The sequence below is a fragment of the Gammaproteobacteria bacterium genome (genome assembly GCA_021648145.1).
In the GTDB taxonomy this organism is placed as follows: Bacteria; Pseudomonadota; Gammaproteobacteria; order JAADGQ01; family JAADGQ01; genus S141-38.
Genome location: JAKITI010000011.1, coordinates 55,878 through 75,003 on the forward strand (window position 1 = coordinate 55,878; position 19,126 = coordinate 75,003).

Here is a 19,126-nt window from a genome sequence, read left to right on the forward strand (position 1 = left end):
TGATTTAACTCATGTGTTGAAAGATTAAAATGGATCATAATTAAAACTTTAAAATTACAGATGGTTAAGCATGGATCGTTGTAGTGAGCTATGTCTGACTCATTTGGAGGCGGGAACTAATGAATAAAAAACTGTTGCAAAAGAGTGTCTTGGTAGCGATGGCTTTTAGTGTGGCGGCGTGTGGTTCTGGCATCAAGGAAACCAAAGAAGTGCTGCCTGATATGAGTAGTAATTTAAAGGATAAAGTAGGTGATGTTGTTGAAAAAACAGAGCCCCAGATAGAAGAAAAAGTAGATGCAGAAGTCAAAGAAGTTGTAGTGATTCCGCTGAAGGATACAACAATAAAGGCTGAAACGATTATACAGCCTGCCAATAAAAATACATTTATTGTTCGTTCAACGAAAAAAGACTCCAGTCACCCAAAATATCAACAAGGAACGGATATAGGCTTCACTGTAAATGGTGTTCCGGGAAAAGACTTTGTTGTTGAGCGTGGTCAAACTTACACTTTTGATATTGATACAGGAATGACCCACGATTTTTATTTGACGACAAACCCAAAAGGGTGGGGTACAGGCGCGATTGCAGAAAAAGAGGGTGTGACAGGTCAATTTACTTATAAAGGCCAAGTGAGCTTGACACCCAATGAAAAAACACCTGATGTACTTTATTACCAATGTGTCAACCATAAATATATGGGAGGCAAAATTTATGTGGCTGATAAGGGCGAAAAAATTGATGTTGATGCTTTGTCAGAACGTAAAAGCTCTGTTGTTAGCAAGCCAACAAAAAAATCTGTTTCTTCCAATCAGGTTGAACAAAAAATTAATTTTGCAAACATGATGTTGAGTGACTCCTCTAAATCTGTTAAACGCATTGCAGCAAGTGGCCATGGTGAGGCAAAAGGTCTCATGAAAAATGCGCGTGACTATCTGGCCGAATCCCGTTCTTTGTTGAAATCAGGTAAAAACTCTGAAGCACTGGATAAAGTTGATCTGTCATTGCGTACAATGAATGATGCAACGCGTATGGTGCCAAGCACCGAGTCTGTTATTGACCAGGAAGCACGGTATGCAGAGCTTCTGGATGAAGTGGATAAATATGAAAAAACCTATAAAACTCATGTTAAAGGTGCCAAAAGCGGCGATAAAATGAATGAAGGCCAGTTCTCTGGATTAGTGAGTAAAGCGAAGACACTGGCTAATTCAGGTGATTATACTGCGGCGAATAAAGATTTGCAGAAAGCCCAGCAATTAATCGCGGGCTCTCTCAATAAAATACTCCACGCTAAAACAGTGACATACGATAAAAACTTTGAAACACCTCAAGAAGAGTATGAGTATGAGCTGGCACGTCACCAAAGTTATGAAGAGCTTATTCCATTAGGAATTGATCAAAAACAGCCTGCCGCAGGTACTTTGAAATTGATGGATAATTTTGTGAAAAAAAGTACCTCCATAAAAGGGGAAGCGGTTGCGCTTGGTAAAAAAGGTGACTATAAAAATGGCGTTCTTGCTTTACAAGCGGCAACAGATAATTTAATACGTGCATTACGGATGATTGGAGTTGGTACATAGTTTGTACCGAGTCTACGAGTCAATAAAGTTCAGAGTGAATTTTCAGATGAAATATGACCTTCAACGAAGTCTCGGAAAGTTTGTATCCAGTGTTCTTTTAGCAAATATTGCTATTTTTTCAGGTGGCTTCGCTGCTGCTGATGAAAAGGGCAAACTGGTGCCTGTGCTGCCAGAGCGTGGCTCTCATTTTCAAACGGAAGCTGAAATTGTTCCTGTGGCAAAAGATGGTATTCATGACCCCTCGAATAGTGCAGTAAAAAACTTGCAAGCGCCTGTCGAAGCAATGGAAGACTTTCCAAGAGATTCGGTTGGAATTACTGACTGGGTACAGGCTGTTGAAAAAGGGCTTATTAACCCACGAATGGGGCTGGATGGTTCCGGTAAAGAAAAAATGACGGTAGTCGACTTTGACGTTATTTTTAGTAAAACAGGATCCATGCCATTTGTACGTTATCCACATAAACAGCATACAGAGTGGCTGACTTGTGCAAATTGCCACCCCAAAATATTTATTCCTGAAAAAGGTGCAAACCCAGTGACAATGTCTGCAATTATGCAAGGGAAGTACTGTGGGGTGTGTCATGGTAAAGTTGCTTTTCCACCAACAATGAATTGTGGGCGATGTCATTCCGAACCTCGAAAAACCAAATTGCTACGCTAGGCAAGGAGTTGTTTCGCTTTAGCGCTTTGTTTGCTACTCTGCTTTTTTTTGCAGGGTGTGCGTCCGAACCTAAGCCGCCCCCCGCATGGGCTATTGCTGCCGCACCAGAATCTGTGCCGGCACCTTCACGTTCTGATGTGCTTGATAAACTGGCGGATTCATCTTCTGACCTGTTATTGAATGATGAAGATAGTTTAGGGCTCTCTTCTTTAGCGAATGAGTCAATCCTGATCAATTGGGCGACCATTGATGGAGGAAGTGCTGGAAATAGATTAACAGGGTTAGCAGAGCAACTGCTTAAAAATCCTGTAGCAGCGGCTGCACGGGGCAAATATGTTTATATTGTTGATGAAGCAGATAAAGCCGTTTACCTCTATGATAATGATCTGGATCGGCTTCAGCTTATTCCTAGTGTAAGCAAGCATATTAAACATGAAATTGCTGATATTTATGTGGCACCCGATCTCTCTTTTTACCTCACAGATTCCAGTGCAGGTCGCGTTTTGCACTTTACTCAATCGGGCCAGTTGATTCAGGTATTTGAAGACTATTTGAATATGTCACGTCCGGTCGGCATCGCCGTTGATGAATATCGAGGTTTTGTGCTGATTGCTGATGGTTCATATGATTATGTTCTGGTTTTTGATCGGCAGGGAATATTGATTGATGCGATCGGTGCCCGTGGAGATCGGGAAGGAGAGTTTAGAGGATTGACTTCTGTTGCTTTAGGCAATGAAGGTGTTTTTGTGACTTCGCGTATGGGCATAAGAGCGCAAGTTGTCAATCTGGATAGTCGCTTTCGTTATGCTTTTCAAAAAAATACACTGGTATTTCCAACGGCTGTTGTTGTTGATGAGGATAATCAGACCTTTGTCAGCGACTCATTTGATAACACAATAAAAATTTATAGAAAAGGTGAGTTGATTTCTACCTTTGGTGGAACAGGTAATGGCCCAAGCCAATTTAACAGAATTACTGATATGTGGTTGGATGAAGGTTTTTTGTATGTAACAGATAGTTTAAACAGACGTATTCAAGTCCTGCGTATTGTTCCTGAAGGATTACTGGAGCCTTTAGCTGAATAATGAAACTTTTTGAAAAACAGTTGATCATTCTTGTCACATTTATAAGCATCTTATTGATATCTGGGTGTGCAACAGCGCCCGCAACCTTGTCTTTTATTCAACCAGATGGTGCCACTTCACAAGTTTGGCCCGCTAAGCCTGAAACCGCACGCTATCGTTATATTGGCGAGTTGATTGGCGAAGAAAATTTTCAGTCTGCAAGTGAGGATGGGCAGAACTTTGCGGTACAGGCTTTTAAATGGCTGGTGGGATTAACATCTCGAAAGTACCAACCTAAAGTGCTCCAACGGCCACAAAATGGACTGGTTGATAGTGACGGGCGAATATTGGTCACTGATGTCAGTCGCCAGGCCATTTATGTTTTTGATAAAATAGCTGGCAAGCTGGATGTATGGGAAATGGCAGAGAAAAATCGTCGCTTCATTGCCCCTTCTGCAATTGTTGAAGACGGTCAAGGGGGGTTTCTGGTCACAGATGCTGAGCTTGGCATGATTGTTCGCCTGGATCATGAGGGTCGTCCACAAGAAGTTTTTGCTGATGAAGTTCTCGTTCGCCCTGTGGGCATGGCTCGCCATGTTAAAACGGGTCGAATTTATGTAGCCGATGTGCGCGAACATAAAATTAAAGTGCTGGACTCTGATGGCGTACTTCTTGAAACATGGGGAGAACACGGTGAAACGATTGATGCACTCAATACACCCACTTATCTCTCTCTTGTCAATGATCAGCTCTATATCACCGATACATTCAATTCACGAGTCAAGGTGCTTGATCTTAATGGTAAAGTGCTTAAAATTATTGGCAAACGCGGCCTCTATGTAGGCGATCTTCCGCGCCCTAAGGGTGTGGCAGTCGATACCAAAGGGCATATTTATGTGATGGAGTCTTATTATGACCACTTGCTGATCTATAATCAGGAAGGTGACCTGCTATTGCCCATTGGAGGCAGTGGCCATGGAGTCGGGCAGTTTTATCTGCCTGCGGGTGTCTGGACAGGTCAGGGAAACAGAATTTATATAGCAGATATGTTTAACGGTCGCGTTGTTATTTTTCAATACTTGGAAGAAGATAATATTGCTGGATATACTCAGTAGTGCCATAAACCATGAAAAGTCTGGATGAGCAAGTCAGTGAACAAAAGAAATTATGATTCATTTTACAGTCAATTCAACCCTTTTTTTACAGTGACAATGAAAAGGGTGCTGTTACTGGTCGCGCTTCTTTTTAGCGCTTCATCCCAGGCTGAAATTATTTCAGATGTCAGTAATACCAAGCATAATTTTTCGGCATCAACCATCCCTGGATTGCCCGGTAATGAAGAGCGAAGCATGAAGGCAACGAGCGAGTCTCAGGTCTGTGTGTTCTGTCATACTCCTCATGGCGCATCTGATTTGCCTAAAGCGCCACTGTGGAATCGCTCGCTATCCACCAGCTCTTATATACCTTATAGCTCAAGCTCTCTGGATGCGACTGATTTAGGTCAGCCAGAAGGTAAGTCAAAACTCTGCTTGTCATGTCATGATGGTACGATTGCAATAGGTTCTGTTAATGTGCTCAACCGCAAAGAAAACCCAACGATTTCTTTTACCGGAACGGAGTCTGATGGGTCGATTGACGAAAGTGATCAAGGCAGTCGCAGTGGTTATACGCGTCGCTTGGGTGTCGATCTTTCAAATGATCACCCGATCTCTTTTACATATGATAGTGCATTGAGCCTGAGAGATGGTGAATTACGTGCTCCTAATGAACCGGGTCAGTCGGTTGCTGAACGTAGCCCCGGAAACCACGCTAAGTTGCCGTTAGAAGATGGCCAGGTGGAGTGTATTAGTTGTCATGACCCACATGTCACTGATGATGCTTCTGAAGTCAGTATCAAATTTTTGCGAGCCAATCGTTTTCAACAAGTACCGCCAACCGAAGGTGCTTTTAATGAGAGTGGTGATATTATCTGTCTGGGTTGCCATAAAAAGGAAGGTTGGGTGAATTCAGCGCATGCTAATCCTCTGGTTGCGGATGAACTTTATGAACGTTCAGCCGCAGAATTACGGGAGTTTCCTCAAGGTATGCCGGTGTGGCAAGGGGCTTGCGTGAACTGCCATGATCCACATGCTGTTGAAGGTTCTCGTCGTCTTTTACGTGAAGGGTCGGATGGACAGGAGCAAATTGCCTTTAATGGGGCGAAATATAAGCAGGGTGGTGGCCCAGCGATTGAAGAAACATGTTATATGTGTCACTCGAAAGATGGCGGTGTTTTGCAAGGCCAGGGAAGCACGGGCTTTCAAGTGCCTGATGTCAAAACAGATTTTACAACGATGTTGCGTCGAATGCCGATTGCAACGATTGATCAGCCCGCTGGAGTGGAAGTTCATTCCATTGGTACAGGAAACGGAACTCAGCTAGGTAAAGACTTTGTAGAGTCACGCGAATTATTAGGGCATGGTGATCTAAGTAACCGCCATGCAGAGTGCACCGATTGTCATAATCCACATCGTGTTATGAAAAAACGTAAATTTAATGATGATGGTGCTATTCCTGATGAAGGGGGTACACATATTGCGCCTACTAATATTGCATCAGGTGTGTTGCGTGGCGTGTTCGGTGTGGAGCCTAAATATGGTAATACTGCATTTGGTTCACTTGCAACAGGTTATGATGTGAAGCGAGGTGATGGAGGTATTGGAGCCAGCGAAGCTGTTGAGTCTGAGCATTTAACTCGCGAGTATCAACTCTGTTTGAAGTGCCATTCAAATTATGCTTATGATACTCCACCGATGTTAGGTGGGCGCTATCGTGGGGGAACACCACCAGGTACAAACGCAATGGAGCAATATACGGATCAAGCAATGGAGTATCAGTCACCGGATGACCATAAAGGCGAAGGTACCTCTCCAACACCTACAGGCGCTCATCCCGATTATGCAGACAATAATCATCGTTCATGGCACCCTGTTGTCAATGACACTGGAAGAACGCCTGAAGTTCGTAAAGCGGACAAAGATAACTGGTTACCCCCTTTTAATCAGAATGTGGGGAATCAAAATATGTACTGTACCGATTGCCACGGTTCAGATACACCGCCAGGTTCAATTGAACCAATGGGCGGGGAAAACGGTTTTGCCTGGGGACCACATGGCTCGAATAATAACTTTATATTGAAAGGCGCATGGGATGACCGAACTGGAGGGGATGGCGCGAATGGTGGCACGCCTAATGCACTCTGTTTCAAATGCCATGACTATAATGATTATGGAAAATTCGTAGATCTGTCCAGTGGAGAGATGTCCGGCGAAAGCGGTTTTCAGGTTCAATCACCTTCAATTACTGGTTCTCAATGTATCGACTTTGCTTTTCAAAATAAAAATTTGCACAGTGGGCATGTGCAAGCATTGACTGGTGTGACTAATTTTCGTTGCTCTTTATGCCATGTTGCCGTGCCACATGGCTGGAAAAACAAAACATTCCTTGCAAATTTGAATGATGTGGGGCCAGAGGCGGGCTTGGCACCGGGCACTCAGGTAAGAAATAATAAAGAAGATCGCTATTACCAAGGCCCTTATTACAATGGCGCTGTGCTAAAAGTGAAAAATTTCGCACGAAGTGGTGAGTGGCTGCCTGAAAACTGTGGCTCAGTCGGTGTGCCAGGCAACAGTGAATCTGGATTGAACTGGATGACGGGGCAAAAAGGCAGCCCAAATCAATTTTCTGACCCCAATAGCGAGGGATGTAACGCAATTCCATGATTAAGATACTGGCCTCTTCCCGCTTGACGTTGGTGGGAATGCTACTTCTTGGTGGGGGGGCAATTCTCAGCTACGGTAATCCTGTCGACATGCCCGTATGGGTGCTGGTTATTCCAATGGCATTTTTGGCATTGAATCTGGTTTGTGCCATGATCAGCAACCCTCGAATCAATCGTCGCTACGGTCTGCTGGTATTTCACGCAGGCCTATTAAGTGTAGTCATTCTTGCGGCCATCGGTCGTTTGACCCACTTTGATGCACATGTTGAAATGCTCAATGGCGCAGCATTTGACTCTAAAGATTTAATCAACATCCGCCAGGGTCCTTTACATAACAGCAGTGCTCTGGAAACTGTTCAATTTGTTCAGGGCGATTACACCATCAGCTACTCTCCAGGTATTGCACGCGGCCCAACACATAATCAAGTCACATTACCCACTAATGATGGTGAAGGGCAGCCGGTGATATTTGGGGATGCTGTTCCATTAGTGATTCAAGGTTACCGTTTTTATACCAGTTTCCATAAAGGTTTTGCCCCAATTATGACCTGGATTCCTAATCAAGGCGCAAAAATCACAGGTACAGTGCATATGCCGCCTTATCCACTTTATGATTATCGACAAGCAAATCGCTGGCAGCCCCCCGGAGCGCAGGAAATTAAATTCTGGTTACGACTGGGTACCGGGATTGATGCCAACAGTGATTGGGTATTGGATGCTAAAAAAGCAACAGGGATATTGGTTGTGAATAGTGGCGAGCGGCGTATTGAGTTGCAACCAGGAGAAATGGCACAGTTACCTGGCGGTCAATTACGCTATGAATACATGACCAGCTGGATGGGCTATAAAGTATTCTATGATCCCACGTTACATTGGCTATTTTTTACATCAGTGATTGGAGTGATAGGATTGCTGTTTCATTTTTGGCAAAAGGTTAATAAAAAATTAATATGATTGGATATGCAGGCGAACTTCCGTGGTTATGGGCAGGGCTGGCGGCTTATGCAGTCGCAACATTTATGGCCATTTATTCTGTGGTTTTTCGTCCACAAATGATCGCCAGCCAGCGTGATGAAATGATCGTGCTGGGATCCATTACAGCAGGCGTTGTATTGCTCGTGATCGCAATGGCAGTGCGTTGGATACATTTAGGGCACGGCCCTTTTGTGAACTTGTTTGAATTGCTCGTGAGTCAGTTATTCAGCTTGGGGCTGATTTATGCCTTGATATATTGGCGCTTTCCAATATTACGCTCCAGTGCCGTTGTGGTGTTGCCCATCATGTGGGTGCTGGGTACTTGGGTGCTCACGCTAGAGCCGAGACCGAGTAATTTTCCCCCTACATTTGATACTCCCTGGTTATGGGTTCACATTGGTTTTGGTAAGGTGTTTTTATCCTTTTGCCTGATTGCGACAGGTCTGGCCGGAATCATTTTACTTCGAAATATTTCAGCGTTAAAAGCACGACTGCAATCGTTGCCATCGAATGAAGTGCTGGATCGTTACGCCTGGCGCTTTATGATTCTGGCAATGGCATTTGATAGCTTGATGTTGATTGCCGGTGCAGTGTGGGCGCAAGATGCGTGGGGGCGTTACTGGGCGTGGGATACACTGGAAACATTATCATTTATTAACTGGTTGATGTTAGGGCTAGCTATTCATATACGTTTAACCTGGAACCTCCCTATGAATGTTACTGCGACAGCGGTTGTTCTAATTTTTGTATTTGCATTTTTCACCTATTTTGGAACGCCGTTTTACAGCATTGCTGCTCATAAAGGAGTGATATAGCTTTATGGCTGAAAAAAAAATAGCTCTGGTCTTGGTGATAGGTCTTATTTTTTTAACTTTTTTTCTATCGGATTTTAATAAAAAAGATGATTTAAAGTCGGAGAATATGCTCGTTGAAAAATCAGGTTTGAAGGGCAATGTAGACAAACCTGAAGATGAATTACAGCAACAATTTCAAAAAGCGGCCAAGCAGCTCAATGCTAGACAGTATGATGATGCGCTTAAAACATTGCATCGTGTACTGGAGTTAGCCCCGGATATGCCAGAAGCTCATTCCAATATGGGCTATATCTTATTGGGTATGGAGCGTTATGATATTGCTAGAGATTATTTTCTATCGGCTATTGATCTAAATGGTTATCAAGAAAATGCCTATTGGGGTTTGGCTGTCGCTTACGAAAAGCTTGATGACCTACCTGCGGCGATGGGCGCAATGCGCAGTTACATTCACATGGCACCAAAGGATGATCCCTTTGTGCGCCGTGCACGTTCAGCGCTTTGGGAGTGGGAAACAGCGCTTGTACGCGGCCCCTTGCCTGAAGCAGAACAAGAGTGGTTGGATCGTAATCAAAAGTTGTGGGAAGAGCGCAACAGTGCGACGGTTGATGGCGTAGAGAAACCCGAAACTGAGGTAATTTTATCACCGATTAAATAGCATGTTGTCGAATGCCGTTAAAAAACTTGTTCATACAACAAAAGGATATTGTTTTGGAAAGTTTAAGTATTACCGAGTTACTCGCATTCAGCTTCAAAAATGGTGCCTCTGACCTGCATTTGTCGGCGGGTTTACCTCCCATGATTCGTGTCGATGGCGATGTTCGTCGGGTGAATGTTCCTGCACTCGATCATAAAACAGTGCAAGGCTTGTTGTATGACATTATGAATGATCAACAACGCAAGTTGTTTGAAGAACATCTGGAAACAGATTTTTCATTTGAAGTGCCTGGGCTGGCGCGTTTTCGTGTCAATGTATTCAATCATGACCGAGGTGCTGCCGGTGTTTTTCGTACCATTCCATCAGAGATTCTTTCACTGGAAGATCTGAAATGTCCTGATATATTTAAAACAATCGCTGACAATGTTCGTGGGTTGGTGCTAGTCACAGGGCCGACAGGTTCAGGTAAATCGACAACGTTGGCGGCGATGGTCGACTACCTGAATAAAAAAGATTACGGACATATATTAACGATTGAAGATCCAATCGAATTTGTTCATCAATCTAAAAAATGTTTAATCAATCAGCGTGAAGTTCATCGTGATACCAAAGGTTTTAGCGAAGCGCTTAGGTCGGCATTGCGTGAAGACCCGGATATTATACTCGTGGGTGAGATGCGAGACCCCGAAACAATTGGTTTGGCATTAACCGCGGCTGAAACAGGGCACCTGGTTTTTGGTACATTGCATACCAGTTCGGCGGCTAAAACAATTGACCGAATTATTGATGTATTTCCAGCCGCTGAAAAAGATATGGTGCGCTCAATGCTCTCTGAATCTTTGCGAGCTGTCATTAGCCAGACTTTATTGAAAAAGACTGGCGGCGGGCGTGTTGCAGCACATGAAATCATGATTGCAACTCCAGCGATACGTAATTTGATTCGTGAAGCTAAAGTTCCGCAAATGTATTCCGCGATTCAAACAGGTCAAGCTGTGGGAATGAAAACACTGGACCAATCACTATTGGAATTGGTAAGTTCTGGCATCATTGGTAAAGCGACTGCACGTACAATGGCCATGAATAAAGATCAGTTTTGAGTGTGAAAATGCATTTGTTAACAGGTGAACGTTGGGATGGTATTTGCTAATGCGTCATCTTATGATTCCTTCGTTAGTTGTGTTTTCTTGTTTGATTGTATTGTTGATTTATTTTGGCATGAAAGCGCAATCGTACGAAGAGTCAAAATATAATAAAGCGATTGCCTTTGTCTGGAAAGTAAAGCAGCATAATACTGAAAGTAATACGATCCCCATTGAGTACTTGGTTGAGTACCAAAAATATAATGAATCACTAAAACAAGATAGAAAAAAGTATCAATCTATAATGTTGATAGCATCTATTTGTTTTATTTTACTGTTTGCCTGTTTTATGTTCATCATGAGTCGTAATTCAGTGGTGTTGTTTAGAGAAAAAGCAAGATCAAAGACGGCTCTATCATCCATTAATGACGGTGTTATCGTAATAAATGAAAGTGGCTTGATTGAGTTTATTAATCCGGCAGCAGAAAAGTTGACAGAACATAAAAATGAAAAAGTTGTCGGGCAGCCTATTGAGCACGTATTTAATCTGGTTAATGAAAAAACGCACCAACCGGTAGAAAATAGTGTCCGCTCTTGTTTACGTAACAGCGAAGTAATATCAGAGGGAGAGCATACCGCATTAGTGACATCAACCAATGAACCTATCGCAATTAAGCATTCAGTGGCTCCCATACTGGATCATAATCAGCAGCTTTCAGGTGCGGTGTTGGTGTTTGAAGATGTGACCATCAGTCGGCGTATGGCGCGTGAGTTGGAGTGGGCGGCGACGCATGATTCGTTGACAGGCTTGGTGAATCGTCGAGAATTTGGAAACCGCATTGTTGAGGCTTTGATTACCGCACAGCTGGATAAACAAAACCATGCATTGCTTTATATGGATCTGGATAAATTTAAAGCAGTGAATGATGCAGGGGGGCATGCGGCGGGTGATGCTTTATTAATTCAGGTGGTGAAAAGTATTCGCAGTGTTTTACGTTCAAGCGATACTTTTGCCCGTTTAGGGGGCGATGAGTTTGCTGTGTTATTGACTTACTGTCCATTAATCAACTCGGTACAGGTTGCGAATAAAATTATCAAAGTTGTTCAAGAGTTGGATTTTGAGTGGAAAGATCAGGGGTTTAATGTTGGGGTCAGTCTTGGTGTGACCGGTATTGATCAATATAGTAAAAGCGACTCTTCAGTGATGAGTCTGGCAGATGATGCTTGTTATATCGCTAAAAATGATGGGCGTAATTGCATACGTGTCATTGAAATTAAGAAAGGCGTTGTGCGCAAACGTTACACTGGCGAGGATGTATTAAAAGCAGACTTTAAACTACATTAGGAAATAATTAGGATGGGTTGTTAATGCGATTTTTAATATGGCCTGTAGTTATTGGTATGGTGACTCTGACTCTGATGTTGTTTCTTCACTCCAGGGTGATATTGAACTTTATAGATGTCAATATGATTGTTTCCGATAGCCTTATTTCTTTAATGGGTCAAAATATACAGACACTATTAACTGGTTTGCCTTCGTATTACGAAGGGTTGGCAAAAGATTCGTTAAAAAGTCATAGTATAATCATCTTGTCGATGATTGTGTTTGTTGTTTTTTTTATTTATTCGTTACTGGCTTTAAGTCGAAATACAGCCTTGTTGTTTCAGGAAAAAGCACGTTCAAAAACGATGCTTGCATCCATTCATGATGGTCTGTTTGTGACTGATGATAAAGGGGTCGTTGAGTTTATTAATCCAGCGGCTGAACGGTTGCTTGAGTGTGAAAAAAGTGAGGTGCTGGGACGACCGATTGAAGAAGTATTCAAGCTGGTATATTCAGGCACACTCACGCCCGTTGATAACGGTGTGCGTCGTTGTTTAAGTGGTGGTGAGTCCTATTCTTTTAAAAGAGGTAACACATCAATAATAACATCCCGTCAAAACCAAATTGATGTTGAATATGAAGCGGCACCAATCAAAGGTCGCAATGATCGTGTGACGGGAGTGGTGATGGTGTTTGAAGATGTAACACATCGCAGGCGCATTACTCGTGAGCTTGAATGGGCCGCGGCACATGATCCATTAACTGGATTGCTTAATCGGCGGGAGTTTGGTAATCGTATTGTGGATGCATTAGTGGCGGTACAGATGGATAAAAAGAATCACACGTTGCTCTGTATGGATCTTGATAGGTTTAAATCAGTTAATGATCAAGGGGGGCATGCTGCAGGTGATGCGCTATTGAAGCGGGTTGTTGAGGAAATTAAAAAGGTGTTGCGCTCGGGCGATGTTTTTTCTCGATTGGGGGGGGATGAATTTGCGGTGTTACTCATGTATTGTCCTATGAATAAGGCGATACACTTGTCACATGAAATTATTGATGCGGTTAAAGCGCTTAATTTTGATTGGCAAGGGCATGTATTTAAAATTGGCGTGAGTATTGGGGTTGTCGAAGTCAATAAAAACAGTAAAAATGACTCTTGTGCATTGAGTTTGGCGGATGAGGCGTGTTACGCCGCAAAAGAAGATGGGAGAAACTGTGTCAGGGCTATTTCTCCAGAAGGTGTGATGCTGAAGTGAGTATACTTCCTGATACATAATATCAAGTTGTTTCGTGAACGTTCCTCAGGGGGAGTAATAATGAAAAATATAATAATATTTGGAATCGTGGTTTTATTTGTTGCTATATCGGGCTGCACTCAGGAGATGCAAAACAAGGTCAGTCGGGCTGTTCAGAATTATACGGGCACGGATGGCGTGCTGGATGTTTATGCAGGTGATAAGCTTGTTAAACGTTTTATTGGAATCGATAAAATTACAACGGCAGTGAGTACCAGTGGTAATACTTCAAGGCCTTATCGCTACGGTTATGGCATTTGGGATAAAAATCAAAACTACCAAAAAGATGTGGGTGAGAAAAAAGTCTATTTTGAGTTCAGTGATTACTCAACAAGTTATATTTTTTATGAAAATCCAGATTAATAATATAATTCATATTTTTATACATGAAAAAATTTCTCTTTATTAACCAGTAACGATCTGTCGAAGAATGCGCCGTAGCGATTTTTATTACGATTTACCTGATGAGTTGATTGCACAATTCCCATTAAAAGAGCGTAGCGCCAGTCGTTTACTTTGTTTGGATGGGGCGCGTGGCAGCACCAATGATCGAATGTTTAAAGATTTACCTTCTTGTTTGAATGAAGGTGATTTGCTGGTATTTAATGACACGCGTGTATTGCGTGCCCGTCTATTGGGTCAGAAATCAACTGGAGGGCGTGTTGAGGTGTTGGTGGAGCGAGTACTGGATGAACATCGGGTTTTAGCTCATGTTCGAGCCAGCAAATCTCCCCGACCAGGAGCACGTTTGATACTGGCTGAGCATGTCAATGTGGACGTGACCGCTCGCTCGGGAGATCTGTTCGAGCTATGCTTTATTGATGGGCCTGTATTAGATGCTTTGGAACAATATGGTCATTTACCCTTGCCGCCTTATATAAAACGTGACAATGATGCTTCTGATGAATCACGCTATCAAACTGTTTATGCGCAAAAATCAGGTGCCGTGGCCGCGCCCACGGCAGGCTTACATTTTGATGATAAAATGTTGGCAATTTTGCAGGCACTGGGCATTCAAAAAGCCTTTGTGACATTGCATGTGGGTGCCGGTACGTTTCAGCCTGTGCGTGCTGACAATATTAAAGATCATCATATGCACTCTGAATACACCGAAGTCTCTGAAACTGTGTGTCGTCAGGTGCGTGAAACGCGTGAGCGAGGGGGGCGTATTGTCGCCGTAGGGACAACGTCGGTGCGGTGTCTGGAAAGTGCTTCCCAAGGGGGTGATATTGAACCATTTCAAGGTGATACTGATATTTTTATCTATCCAGGTTATGAATTTAAAAGCGTTGATGCATTGCTGACAAATTTTCACTTGCCTGAATCAACACTGCTGATGCTGGTTTCAGCTATGGCGGGTTATTCAGAGGTGATGGCAGCCTATCAGCACGCGGTGGCTGAAAAATATCGTTTTTTCAGCTATGGCGATGCGATGTTTATAACAAAGTAATTTTACGAGTATTTCATGAAGTTCAAGCTGATAAATAGCGACCAATCGGCGCGTCGTGGCCGTTTGACTTTTCCCCGTGGCACTGTCGAAACGCCTGCTTTTATGCCCGTTGGTACTTACGGTACAGTCAAAGCCATGACTCCAGAAGAGTTGCAGGAAACGGGTGCAGAAATCATTTTGGGGAATACATTTCATTTGATGTTGCGTCCCGGTGTTGATGTAGTGAAGGTGCATGGTGATCTACACGATTTTATGCATTGGCAAGGACCCGTTCTGACAGATTCTGGGGGGTTTCAGGTTTTTAGTTTGGGCGAAATGCGAAAGATTACCGAAAAGGGTGTCACGTTTCGTTCTCCCGTTGATGGCAGTAAAGTTTTTTTAGGGCCGGAAGAGTCAATGGCAGTTCAGCAAGCACTGGGCGCTGATATTGTGATGATATTTGATGAGTGCACACCGTACCCAGCCACCCAAAAACAAGCCAAAGATTCGATGGAGTTATCACTGCGATGGGCCGCACGCAGTAAAGAGGCGCATACTGGAAACGGGGCGGCACTGTTTGGTATTATTCAAGGAGGCATGTACCCTGATTTGCGTGAGCAATCTTTAAAAGGTTTGCTGGATATTGGTTTTGATGGTTATGCGATCGGTGGGCTTTCAGTAGGTGAGCCTAAAGAACAAATGCTTAAAGTATTGAACGGGTTGAACCCTCATATGCCAGAGCAATCACCCCGTTATTTAATGGGCGTAGGGACACCATCGGATATTGTCGAAGCCGTGCGCTTGGGGGTCGATATGTTTGATTGCGTGATGCCTACACGTAATGCACGCAACGGCCACCTGTTTACCCAGTATGGTGATGTGCGTATTCGCAACGCTTCTCATCAGTATGATTCCCGTCCCGTTGACAAAAATTGTGGATGTTATACCTGCAAAAATTATAGCCGTGCTTACTTGCGCCATCTGGATAAAACGCGTGAAATTTTAGGGTCTCGTTTGAATACTATTCATAACTTATACTATTACCAGCAGTTGATGCGTGAAATTCGAGTAGCGATTGAAATGGGCGAGTTTGCGCTATTTTGTCAGAAATTTTATGCCAAGCGCGGTCAAACGTCGCCAACTGTGGCATAATCCGCCACTGGCAAAAGTTCGAGTCATAATATAAGTATTGGCTGTTTCAGTCGTTTTTGTTTTAGAAGATAAGTTTTGGGGGATATTATGGAAGCAATTTTAAGTTTGTTTGTTTCAAATGCGTGGGCAGAAGGCGGGGCATCACAAGACCCTGGTTTTCTAGGATTTTTACCACTGATTATTCTGTTCGTTGTGTTTTATTTTTTGTTGATTCGTCCTCAAATGAAGCGAGCAAAAGAGCATAAAACTCTGGTTGGAGGCTTGAGTGTGGGCGATGAGGTTATTACCAATGGTGGAATTATGGGGAAAATTCGTCAGATTGATGACGGTACAATCTCTCTTGAAGTGGCTGATGGTGTAGAGATAAAACTCCAACGCAACTCTATTGCTTCCTCTGTACCCAAAGGAAGTTTGTCGACAAAAGAAGACAAATAGCCTGGTTTTTTCACTCATGAGGTACTTTGATTGTGAAGTGCCTCCTTTCAGAATAAGAACATTATGTTAAACCGATATCCTCTCTGGAAATACCTGCTTATTATCGTTGTGATTGTGGTGGGTTTTATTTATGCGCTGCCAAATCTTTATGATAAAAACCCATCCGTACAAATTTCGTCATCCAGTGAGCCGATGGATGATGAAACACAAAATAAAATTGTAGCGCTACTTGAAAGAAATAATTTAACGCATAAAGCTCTGGAAGTGAGTGATAGTGGTTTTTTGGTGCGTTTTGATGAGATCGGTGAACAGCTCAAAGCGAAAGATATCATTACAAGTTCACTCGGTAATGGTTATGTCGTCGCGCTTAATTTAGCTCCAGCAACACCGGATTGGTTGGCCTCTTTAAAGGCTGACCCAATGTTTCTTGGCCTTGATTTACGCGGTGGCGTACACTTTTTGATGGAAGTGGACATGCAATCGGCACTTGAGCAAGCAGAGCGGCGCTATCATGCTGATATTCGTGCTTTGCTACGCAGCAATAAAGTTCGCTACCTCAGCATTAAATATATCAAATCTGTGGGTGTGGAAGTGAAGTTTCGTGATGATGAAAAACGTCAGCAAGCGTTTGAATTGATCGAAAAAGAGTTTAATGGTCTGGAGCAAAAAGAAGTGACTCGTGAGGGTGATTTTTATCTGGATATCAAACTGGGTGAACAGGAAGCCAAGGAGATCCAGGAATTCGCACTTCAACAAAACATTACGACCTTGCGTAACCGTGTGAATGAGCTGGGTGTATCAGAGCCTATTGTTCAGCGGCAGGGTGAAAGCCGCATTGTTGTTCAACTTCCCGGTATTCAAGATACTGCGCGTGCAAAAGAGATACTGGGTGCAACGGCAACATTGGAATACCGTCTTGCGGATACCACAAATGATGTGGAGGATGCGGTTAATGGACGCGTTCCTGTTAGCTCCAGGCTCTATTATGAGCGAAATGGTGACCCTGTTTTATTGAAAAAAGAGGTAATTATTACGGGGGATCAAGTCATTGATGCATCATCCGGCCTTGATCAGGATTCAGGTTCACCTGCGGTATTTGTGACCTTGAATAGCAAAGGGGCTAAAAAAATGGGTGAAAACACCAAAAATAATTTAGGCCAACCCATGGCCGTGGTGTTTATAGAGCATAAAGTGGAAACTCGGATGGTTGACGGTGAGCTTGTAAAAGTTCGCCGTAAAATAGAAGAGGTGATCAGTGTCGCCAATATTCGCGGAGTTTTTAGCAAACGCTTTCAAACAACGGGTCTGGATGGTTTTGAAGAGGCGCGTGATTTAGCACTATTACTACGTGCAGGCGCGTTATCGACTCCCATTGAAATTGTTGAGGAGCGTACAATTGGCCCAAGCCTGGGGCAAGATAATATTGATCAGGGGTTTCAATCTGTTGTGATTGGCTTTGTTTTAGTGCTGATTTTCATGGCCGTCTGGTATCGAGTCTTTGGTTTGGTCGCCAATTTAGCATTGGCATTGAATTTGGTTTTAATCATCGCGGTACTCTCTATGTTGCAAGCAACACTGACTTTGCCGGGTATTGCAGGGATTGTTTTAACCGTGGGTATGGCCGTGGATGCTAATGTACTCATTTTTGAGCGCATTCGTGAAGAGATCAAAGTAGGCAACACGCCCCAGGCGAGTATCAACGCAGGTTATGAAAAAGCCGTAGCAACCATCGCGGATGCCAATATCACCACGTTGATTGCCGCAACCGTACTGTATGCATTTGGTACAGGACCCATCAAGGGGTTTGCGGTCACTCTCTCTATTGGTATTCTTTGTTCTATGTTTACAGCCATCATGGGAACACGCGCAGTGATTAATCTCATCTATGGTGGGCGTAAAGTAAAAAGACTCTCTATTTAACAGGTTTGATTTAATAGATATGAAAAAAATAACATTGGATTTCATGGGAAAGCGACGTTTTGCTGTGGCTTTTTCTTTGGTATTAATAGGTATCTCGCTGGTTTCATTGTTTACCCGTGGCCTGGAGCTTGGTATTGATTTTACTGGTGGAACGCTCATTGAAGTGGGTTATGACGCACCCGTTGAATTACGTGGGGTACGGGATACGTTGGATGCCGCAGGCTTTGATGATGCGATTGTTCAGCACTTTGGTTCATCCACGGATGTATTGATTCGCTTGGCACCGCGTGAATCCATGAATGACACTGAAGTCAGTACACAAGTACTTAGAGCGCTGCATCAAGCTTATCCTGATGAGGTTGAGATGCGCCGTGTTGAATTTGTCGGTCCGCAGGTGGGTGAAGAGCTTACAGAGGATGGCGGGCTTGCAATGATTTGGGCGTTGGCGGGAATTCTGATTTATGTTGCGTTTCGTTTTGAGTGGCGATTTGCTGTGGGTTCAGTATTAGCATTGATTCATGACGTAGTGATTACGCTTGGCATTTTTTCTATTTTTAAGTTTGAATTCAACTTGACGGTATTGGCAGCGATTTTAGCGGTGATCGGTTATTCACTGAATGACACGATTGTTGTGTATGACCGAATTCGTGAAAATTTTCGGAAGATGCGTAAAGGGACTTCAGAGATGATTGTCAATACGTCATTAAACCATACGCTTTCTAGAACATTGGTAACATCTTTGACGACAATATTGGTTTTGGCAACATTGTTTGTTTTAGGAGGGGAGATTATTCACGGCTTTGCACTGGCTTTGTTGGTGGGTGTGATTGTGGGTACTTACTCTTCGATCTATGTTGCAAGCAGCAGTATATTGATGATGGGGATCAGTAAAGAAGATCTGATGCCTGTGAAAAAAGAGGGTGAAGACCAGGATGACTTGCTGGAAACACCATAATGATACTCACGTTCTGACCTGTTATCTTTT

17 protein-coding genes are annotated in these 19,126 nt (G+C 43.3%); all 17 read left to right on the top strand.

All coding sequences use genetic code 11. The annotated features are described in order from the left end of the window. Positions 1-119 precede the first annotated feature (119 nt). The 17 genes from L3J70_08470 to secF all read left to right on the top strand — a co-directional run bounded on the left by L3J70_08470 (position 120) and on the right by secF (position 19,096). Positions 120-1,577: a hypothetical protein gene (locus tag L3J70_08470; GenBank protein ID MCF6236385.1), complete on the top strand. Its 1,458-nt coding sequence runs from the start codon at positions 120-122 to the stop codon at positions 1,575-1,577. A 46-nt stretch (positions 1,578-1,623) separates the two neighbouring features. Then, positions 1,624-2,238, top strand: coding sequence for a cytochrome c3 family protein (locus L3J70_08475; protein ID MCF6236386.1), 615 nt, complete (start codon positions 1,624-1,626; stop codon positions 2,236-2,238). After that, complete coding sequence (locus L3J70_08480) at positions 2,199-3,323, top strand: hypothetical protein (GenBank protein ID MCF6236387.1); 1,125 nt, start codon at positions 2,199-2,201, stop codon at positions 3,321-3,323. The genes L3J70_08475 and L3J70_08480 overlap by 40 nt, the downstream gene beginning before the upstream one ends. Further along, a complete protein-coding gene (locus tag L3J70_08485; protein MCF6236388.1) occupies positions 3,323-4,417 on the top strand; it encodes an SMP-30/gluconolactonase/LRE family protein in 1,095 nt (364 codons plus the stop codon). Before L3J70_08480 ends, L3J70_08485 begins: the two co-directional genes overlap by 1 nt. 36 nt (positions 4,418-4,453) lie before the next feature. Continuing rightward, the gene (locus L3J70_08490; protein MCF6236389.1) at positions 4,454-7,063 is read left to right on the top strand and encodes a cytochrome c3 family protein; all 2,610 of its coding nucleotides are present in this window, start codon (positions 4,454-4,456) and stop codon (positions 7,061-7,063) included. Next, the gene (locus L3J70_08495) at positions 7,060-8,016 is read left to right on the top strand and encodes a cytochrome c biogenesis protein ResB (protein ID MCF6236390.1); all 957 of its coding nucleotides are present in this window, start codon (positions 7,060-7,062) and stop codon (positions 8,014-8,016) included. Before L3J70_08490 ends, L3J70_08495 begins: the two co-directional genes overlap by 4 nt. Continuing rightward, positions 8,013-8,852, top strand: coding sequence for a cytochrome c biogenesis protein CcsA (gene ccsA, locus L3J70_08500; GenBank protein ID MCF6236391.1), 840 nt, complete (start codon positions 8,013-8,015; stop codon positions 8,850-8,852). The genes L3J70_08495 and ccsA overlap by 4 nt, the downstream gene beginning before the upstream one ends. A gap of 4 nt (positions 8,853-8,856) precedes the next feature. Next, entirely contained in the window at positions 8,857-9,507 is a 651-nt protein-coding gene (locus L3J70_08505) for a tetratricopeptide repeat protein (protein ID MCF6236392.1), read from the top strand. A 53-nt stretch (positions 9,508-9,560) separates the two neighbouring features. After that, entirely contained in the window at positions 9,561-10,604 is a 1,044-nt protein-coding gene (locus L3J70_08510) for a type IV pilus twitching motility protein PilT (GenBank protein ID MCF6236393.1), read from the top strand. Positions 10,605-10,653: 49 nt separating this feature from the next. Then, complete coding sequence (locus tag L3J70_08515) at positions 10,654-11,931, top strand: diguanylate cyclase (protein ID MCF6236394.1); 1,278 nt, start codon at positions 10,654-10,656, stop codon at positions 11,929-11,931. Positions 11,932-11,954: 23 nt separating this feature from the next. After that, on the top strand, positions 11,955-13,166 hold the full coding sequence (locus L3J70_08520) for a diguanylate cyclase (GenBank protein ID MCF6236395.1): 1,212 nt from the start codon (positions 11,955-11,957) through the stop codon (positions 13,164-13,166). A gap of 60 nt (positions 13,167-13,226) precedes the next feature. After that, a complete protein-coding gene (locus L3J70_08525) occupies positions 13,227-13,568 on the top strand; it encodes a hypothetical protein (protein MCF6236396.1) in 342 nt (113 codons plus the stop codon). A 67-nt stretch (positions 13,569-13,635) separates the two neighbouring features. Next, positions 13,636-14,655: a tRNA preQ1(34) S-adenosylmethionine ribosyltransferase-isomerase QueA gene (gene queA / locus L3J70_08530; protein MCF6236397.1), complete on the top strand. Its 1,020-nt coding sequence runs from the start codon at positions 13,636-13,638 to the stop codon at positions 14,653-14,655. 15 nt (positions 14,656-14,670) lie between these two features. Continuing rightward, on the top strand, positions 14,671-15,786 hold the full coding sequence (gene tgt, locus L3J70_08535; GenBank protein MCF6236398.1) for a tRNA guanosine(34) transglycosylase Tgt: 1,116 nt from the start codon (positions 14,671-14,673) through the stop codon (positions 15,784-15,786). Between the two features lie 87 nt (positions 15,787-15,873). Continuing rightward, on the top strand, positions 15,874-16,221 hold the full coding sequence (yajC, locus tag L3J70_08540; GenBank protein MCF6236399.1) for a preprotein translocase subunit YajC: 348 nt from the start codon (positions 15,874-15,876) through the stop codon (positions 16,219-16,221). 63 nt (positions 16,222-16,284) lie between these two features. Then, the gene (secD, locus tag L3J70_08545) at positions 16,285-18,141 is read left to right on the top strand and encodes a protein translocase subunit SecD (GenBank protein ID MCF6236400.1); all 1,857 of its coding nucleotides are present in this window, start codon (positions 16,285-16,287) and stop codon (positions 18,139-18,141) included. Positions 18,142-18,160: 19 nt separating this feature from the next. After that, complete coding sequence (gene secF, locus L3J70_08550) at positions 18,161-19,096, top strand: protein translocase subunit SecF (GenBank protein MCF6236401.1); 936 nt, start codon at positions 18,161-18,163, stop codon at positions 19,094-19,096. The last annotated feature ends 30 nt before the right edge of the window (positions 19,097-19,126 follow it).